Annotated in this window: 4 protein-coding genes and 1 pseudogene; 1 reads left to right on the forward strand and 4 read right to left on the reverse strand. The window is 62.6% G+C overall.

The annotated features are described in order from the left end of the window. A pseudogene (locus IRZ12_RS15580) lies at window positions 1–391 on the reverse strand (hypothetical protein); the annotation flags it as partial. A 320-nt stretch (window positions 392–711) separates the two neighbouring features. On the opposite strand from IRZ12_RS15580, the gene IRZ12_RS15585 reads away from it, so the two are divergent. Next, window positions 712–1,701, forward strand: coding sequence for a tripartite tricarboxylate transporter substrate binding protein (locus IRZ12_RS15585; RefSeq protein WP_087783236.1), 990 nt, complete (start codon window positions 712–714; stop codon window positions 1,699–1,701). Between the two features lie 48 nt (window positions 1,702–1,749). Here the strand turns inward: IRZ12_RS15585 and gtdA are convergent, their stop codons facing one another. The 3 genes from gtdA to IRZ12_RS15600 are packed head-to-tail and all read right to left on the reverse strand — an operon-like array spanning window position 1,750 to window position 4,841. Next, entirely contained in the window at window positions 1,750–2,784 is a 1,035-nt protein-coding gene (gene gtdA, locus IRZ12_RS15590) for a gentisate 1,2-dioxygenase (RefSeq protein WP_087783237.1), read from the reverse strand. Next, on the reverse strand, window positions 2,781–3,968 hold the full coding sequence (locus IRZ12_RS15595; RefSeq protein WP_296470315.1) for a 3-hydroxybenzoate 6-monooxygenase: 1,188 nt from the start codon (window positions 3,966–3,968) through the stop codon (window positions 2,781–2,783). Before IRZ12_RS15595 ends, gtdA begins: the two co-directional genes overlap by 4 nt. Window positions 3,969–3,983: 15 nt before the next feature. After that, window positions 3,984–4,841 carry a fumarylacetoacetate hydrolase family protein gene (locus tag IRZ12_RS15600; RefSeq protein WP_087783239.1) on the reverse strand — a complete coding sequence of 286 codons (858 nt, stop codon included), beginning with the start codon at window positions 4,839–4,841 and terminating at the stop codon, window positions 3,984–3,986. Window positions 4,842–4,940 lie beyond the last annotated feature (99 nt).

A 4,940-nucleotide genomic window follows, 5' to 3' on the forward strand; every position in this document is an offset into this window, starting at 1 on the left:
ACCCCAACGACTGCCCCACCCCGAAAGCCAGGAAAAACGCCAGAGGATCGCGCACCCAAACGGTCGCGAGGGTGGACAACACCACGACTGCCATCCCGAGCAGCAATACGAAACGCGTCCCGCGCGTGCCGACCAAATAGCCGGCGAGCGGCATGGCCAAGCCATAACAGAGCATGCCCACCGCCACGATCCCCGCCAACATGCTCCGGCTGAATCCGAGGTCGTCGATGATGGGTAGGAAAAAGGGCCCGATGCTCATGCGCATGCCGACCGTCAACAAAGTCATCACCGTCGCTGCAGCCACGATGGTCCAACCGAAATACCAATTGCCTATGCGACGCACGGCCAGATCCCCTCTCGTTCCGAAGTTCTTGTAGTTCCGGACGCGCATGGGTGGGCGCCCTTCGGCAAAGAATACCCGATCCTGCCGGCGCTCCCCGTCTCGGCAACCTCTGGCGCCCCGCCCGAAAAGGCCGTGCTGCCGAGGCCGAGGATGGGCGAGACGGAGCGAAGCCAGGGCGTGTCGCGAACACATTTGCTTTTTCAATAAACAGTATTTTCCTCATTGCATTGCGCTATTCGAACCGACTCCCTATCGTGCGGGGCACCCCTAGCAATCCACATCAGGAGACCCCGACAAGCCTTGACCCGAACGTTTATTCGTATTCGTGCAACGCGTCCACATACGACTAGAGTAGACGGAGACCCCACATGCATCGCCCTTCCCCCAGCTTGACCCATCGCCGCCTTTGGGCGGCCGCCGCCGTTTTACTGGCCGCGCCCGTAGCGGCTCAGCAGGCCTACCCCAACCGCCCCGTCACCATGATCAGCTCATTCTCGGTCGGCAGCGGACCGGATACCGTGCTGCGCCTGGTTGCCGAAAAGCTGGGCGGCATGTGGGGCCAACGCGTCGTCGTCGAGAACAGGCCCGGCGGGGCAGGTTTCATCGCCATCGATGGTTTTCGCCGTGCTGCACCTGACGGCCATACGTTGCTGCAGCTCGACAGCGAACAGCTGGCCGCCCTGCCCTTGCTCTACAAACAGCGCAATTACGACCCCGACGCGATATTCGAATACACCGCCGGCCTTTTCAGAACCTTCTTCATGGTCTCGACCGCATCCGGCAGCCCGTGGCGCAGCGTCGCAGACCTGATCGCCGCGGCGCGCCGGGAACCGGGCTCGGTGACCTATGGATCGTGGGGCATAGGCAGCCCGGGCCACCTGGGCGGCGTGGCCCTGGAATCGGCTACCCAGGTCAAGATGTTGCACGTGCCTTATAAAGAAACACCCCAACTCTTCGCATCGGTCGGCAACGGGGACGTAGCCTGGAGCTTCGCAACCCTGGCATCGAGCCAGGGTGCCTACCAGGCAGGCAAGATACGATATCTCGCGGTGGCTGCGCCCAAGCGCATCTCACAGTTTCCTGACGTTCCCACAGTCTCCGAAAGCGGCGGCCCGGCAGGACTCGAAGTGAGCTCGTTCGCCGCCATACTCGCGCCCAAAGGCACGCCGCAAAGCATCGTTGACAAGATCAATGCCGACATCAACAAGGTGCTGGGCGACCCAGCGATCCAGGCGCGCTTTGCGACCTTCGCGTTCGAGCCTACCCCGTGGACACCCGCCGAAATCAAGAGCGAGGTCAAGAACAAGTTCGACGTGTACCGCCAGTCGATCGAGAAGGCGAACATCCGTCTCGACTGACGCATAGGAAAACGGGCCGCATCGCGGCCCGTTTCAACTCCCCTGACGTCAGCTCAGCTGTTCCCGCCAGATGTCCAGGCTTTGCTGCGCGGGACGATCCGAAAAGCTGAACAATACGACTTCGCTCTCGGCCCGCAACGAATACGGCATCCAGGAGGGACACACGAAAATGTCCTTGGGCCCGAATCTCAAGGTCTTTCCCGCAATCTCGCACACCCCGCGCCCCTCGCGCACGGCGTAGACCGTCGCATCGGTCGACCGGTACGGCCGGCCCTCGAAACCCGCCGGCAAGTACTGCAGGAACGTGCCCATGGTGGGCATGGGCCATCCTCCGGTAGCGGGATTGACGTACTGCATCTTGTGTCCCCAGCAAGGATGTGGTGCGCGCGTGCGGGAGAGTTTTTCCACGGCTTCCCGGCTTCGATCATAGGGAAACCACCACAAGGGCGACGTTTTCGTGGCCGGCCGGTACTCCACCGGCTTCATGGACACGCCGAACTCGGCCAGATTCACCGTCCCATCGGCGCTGGGGTCGGACCGCGGCGCCTCGTCGCCATCTTCGCGAAACTGCGCATCGAACAGCTCGACGATGGGAACGTCCAGGCCGTCGAGCCAGACGACGGGCGAATCCGACGGATTGCCATGCTCGTGGAAAGACCAGGAAGGCGTAATGATGAAATCGCCTTCCGACATCGAGATCCGCCGCCCGTCCACGGCGGTATAGGCGCCATGCCCGTGCATGATGAACCGCATTGCCGACTGGGAGTGACGGTGCGGCGGAGCGACTTCGCCGGGAAGGATCAGTTGCAACCCGGCGTACAGGCTGTGCGTGATCCGGGATTGCCCCCGCAGCCCCGGATTTTCCAGCACCAAGACGCGCCGCTCGGCTTCTTCGGCGCTAATCAGTTCGCCCGAGCGCTGGAGGAAAGGCCACATGGCGTCCCAGCTCCAGAGATGCGGCACGCACGGCGTGGCCGGCGTCTTCGGCACCAACGCGTGCAAGACCTCCCAGAGCGGCGTGCAACTGCTGCCATCGATCAATTCGTAGAAAGCCTGGCGCTGACTCTTGGAAGCTTCATTCATTGCGGGATTTCCTTCCGGTCGTACATCCACGCCATGCTGTCGGCGGTCTGTTCAATCGTTCGCGACTTCAGGAATGCGTTGCGCAGGTCCCGCGTTGCCCCGGCCGCGTGATAAGCATGGCCATACAGGCGGGCCGTCAACTGCACGCGGGTCGTGCGCAAATAACGCGCCTGCTGGTATTCGAGGAAAGCCCGCGGCAAGTCGTCCGGCTGCGCTGCCACCAGCTTGGCGAGGCACACGGCGTCTTCCATCGCCATACATGCGCCCTGGGCCAAGTACTGCAGCATGGGATGCGCGGCATCGCCCAACAAAGTGGTGCGTCCTTGACTCCAATGGTTGACCGGCTCCCGGTCGCACAACACCCACATGCGCCACGACTCGATCTTGGCGAGCATGTTCAGGACGTGGGGATGCGCCCCCTGGAACCTCAAGTGCAGCTCTTCGGGATCGCCATAGGTATCCCACCCGTCTTCATAACGATCGCTATGGAAGACCGCCACCAAGTTGAACAGCTTGCCGCCGCGCAGCGGGTAATGCACCAAGTGGTACTTGGGCCCCATCCACAAGACCATGGCGTTCAGCCGGTTCTCGAGAGGCACGTCCTCAGTGCGGAGCACGGCGCGGTAGGCGATGTGGCCGGACACCCGGGGCTTGCCGTCTCCCACGATGGATTCTCGGACGGTCGACCAGAGCCCGTCGGCGCCGATCAAGCCGTCGCCCTCGTACGCCTCGCCGCTGGCCGTCGTCACGCGCACCGACCCACCGTTGTCCCCGAAGCCGACGATTTGCGTCGCGGCATGCAGGTGGACCCGGCCCGTCTCCCGGCAGGCGTCCAACAGGACGCGGTGCAGGTCCGCACGGTGAATCAGTCCGTACGGCTTGCCGAACCGCCGCGGGAAAAGCTCGCTCACTGGCAGGTGCACCACCCGCTCACCGGAAACGGCATCCATTGCGATGATGTCGTCGGGGAAGGCCGCAAGCTCATTGACTGCTTCGGTGACACCCAGCTCATCGAAGGTGTAAAACGCGTTCGGCCCCAGCTGTATGCCTGCGCCGATTTCCTTGAACTCGGCAGCCTGCTCGAATACGTGCACCTCGCGGCCCCGCTGAGAGAGCGCCAACGCCGACGCCAAACCGCCAATACCGCCGCCCACCACCAACAACGGCTGTCTGCTATTGCTCATGTCTCCTCCCTCCACTTATGCCGCACGGACCTGCACCCGCATGCCGCCCAGGCCGTCGACCGACACGTCGATGACGTCGCCCGGGTGCACCGGCCCGACACCCTCAGGCGTACCCGTGTAGATCAAGTCTCCGGGATGCAACGTATAGAACGACGATGCCATCTCGATCAATTCCGGTATGCCCAACACCAGGTCGCGGGTGTTGGCCTGCTGGCGAAGCTCGCCGTTCACCGTGAGGCGGAACCCCAGCTCGCCGGGCGAAGACACCGCGTCCGCAGTCGTCAGCCACGGCCCCAGCACGGAATAGGTATCGATGGACTTGCGGAAGCTGCGCTCCTCCGGCCCACGCGTGGTCATGTCGAGCCCGACGCAATAGCCAGCGACGTACTCGTACGCGCGAGCGGCCGGAATGTCCCGCCCTTTCTTTCCGATCACCACGACCACTTCGGCCTCGTGATCGTTACGGCGGTTCAGGTGCTTGAGCGCGACCCCCTCAGACTGGCCGACCAGGGAGCTCGTCGCCTTTAAGAACACGCCCACCCGCTGGATTTCGCCCACCTGGTTGCGGTGGTGGATCTCCGCATCCTCCCGGGCTTCGGCCAGGTGCTTCAGATAATTGACCGGCGCCGCAATGATTTTCCCTGGGCTTGCGACCGGCGCCAGCAAAGAGACCTCCTCCAGCGCGAGCGTCTTCGCGGCCGGCAACAGCTCCGTCGCCCTCGCCACAACCTCCTTCAAGTTCGCAATCAGCGGGTCAAAACACGGAAGCGGGTAGCGATATGCCGGAAGTACGTCCAAAGCTTCGGTCACGTCCTTGACCTGACCGCCTTGGACGATCCCCAGTCGGCCTTCGTTGAAACGGCACAATTGCATCGATGTCTCCCAGAGTGCGTGAAGTACGGGCACTTTAGGGTTGGCATGATATTGCGTCAATTATCAGTGCCATATATAGTCCATTAATAAATACAAATA

Source organism: Pigmentiphaga sp., from assembly GCF_019689535.1.
GTDB lineage: Bacteria > Pseudomonadota > Gammaproteobacteria > Burkholderiales > Burkholderiaceae_B > Pigmentiphaga.

Coding starts and splice junctions, on each gene's coding strand:
- IRZ12_RS15585 (WP_087783236.1), top strand. CDS start 712: ATGCATCGCCCTTCCCCCAGCTTGACCCATCGCCGCCTTTGGGCGGCC.
- gtdA (WP_087783237.1), bottom strand. CDS start 2,784: ATGAATGAAGCTTCCAAGAGTCAGCGCCAGGCTTTCTACGAATTGATC.
- IRZ12_RS15595 (WP_296470315.1), bottom strand. CDS start 3,968: ATGAGCAATAGCAGACAGCCGTTGTTGGTGGTGGGCGGCGGTATTGGC.
- IRZ12_RS15600 (WP_087783239.1), bottom strand. CDS start 4,841: ATGCAATTGTGCCGTTTCAACGAAGGCCGACTGGGGATCGTCCAAGGC.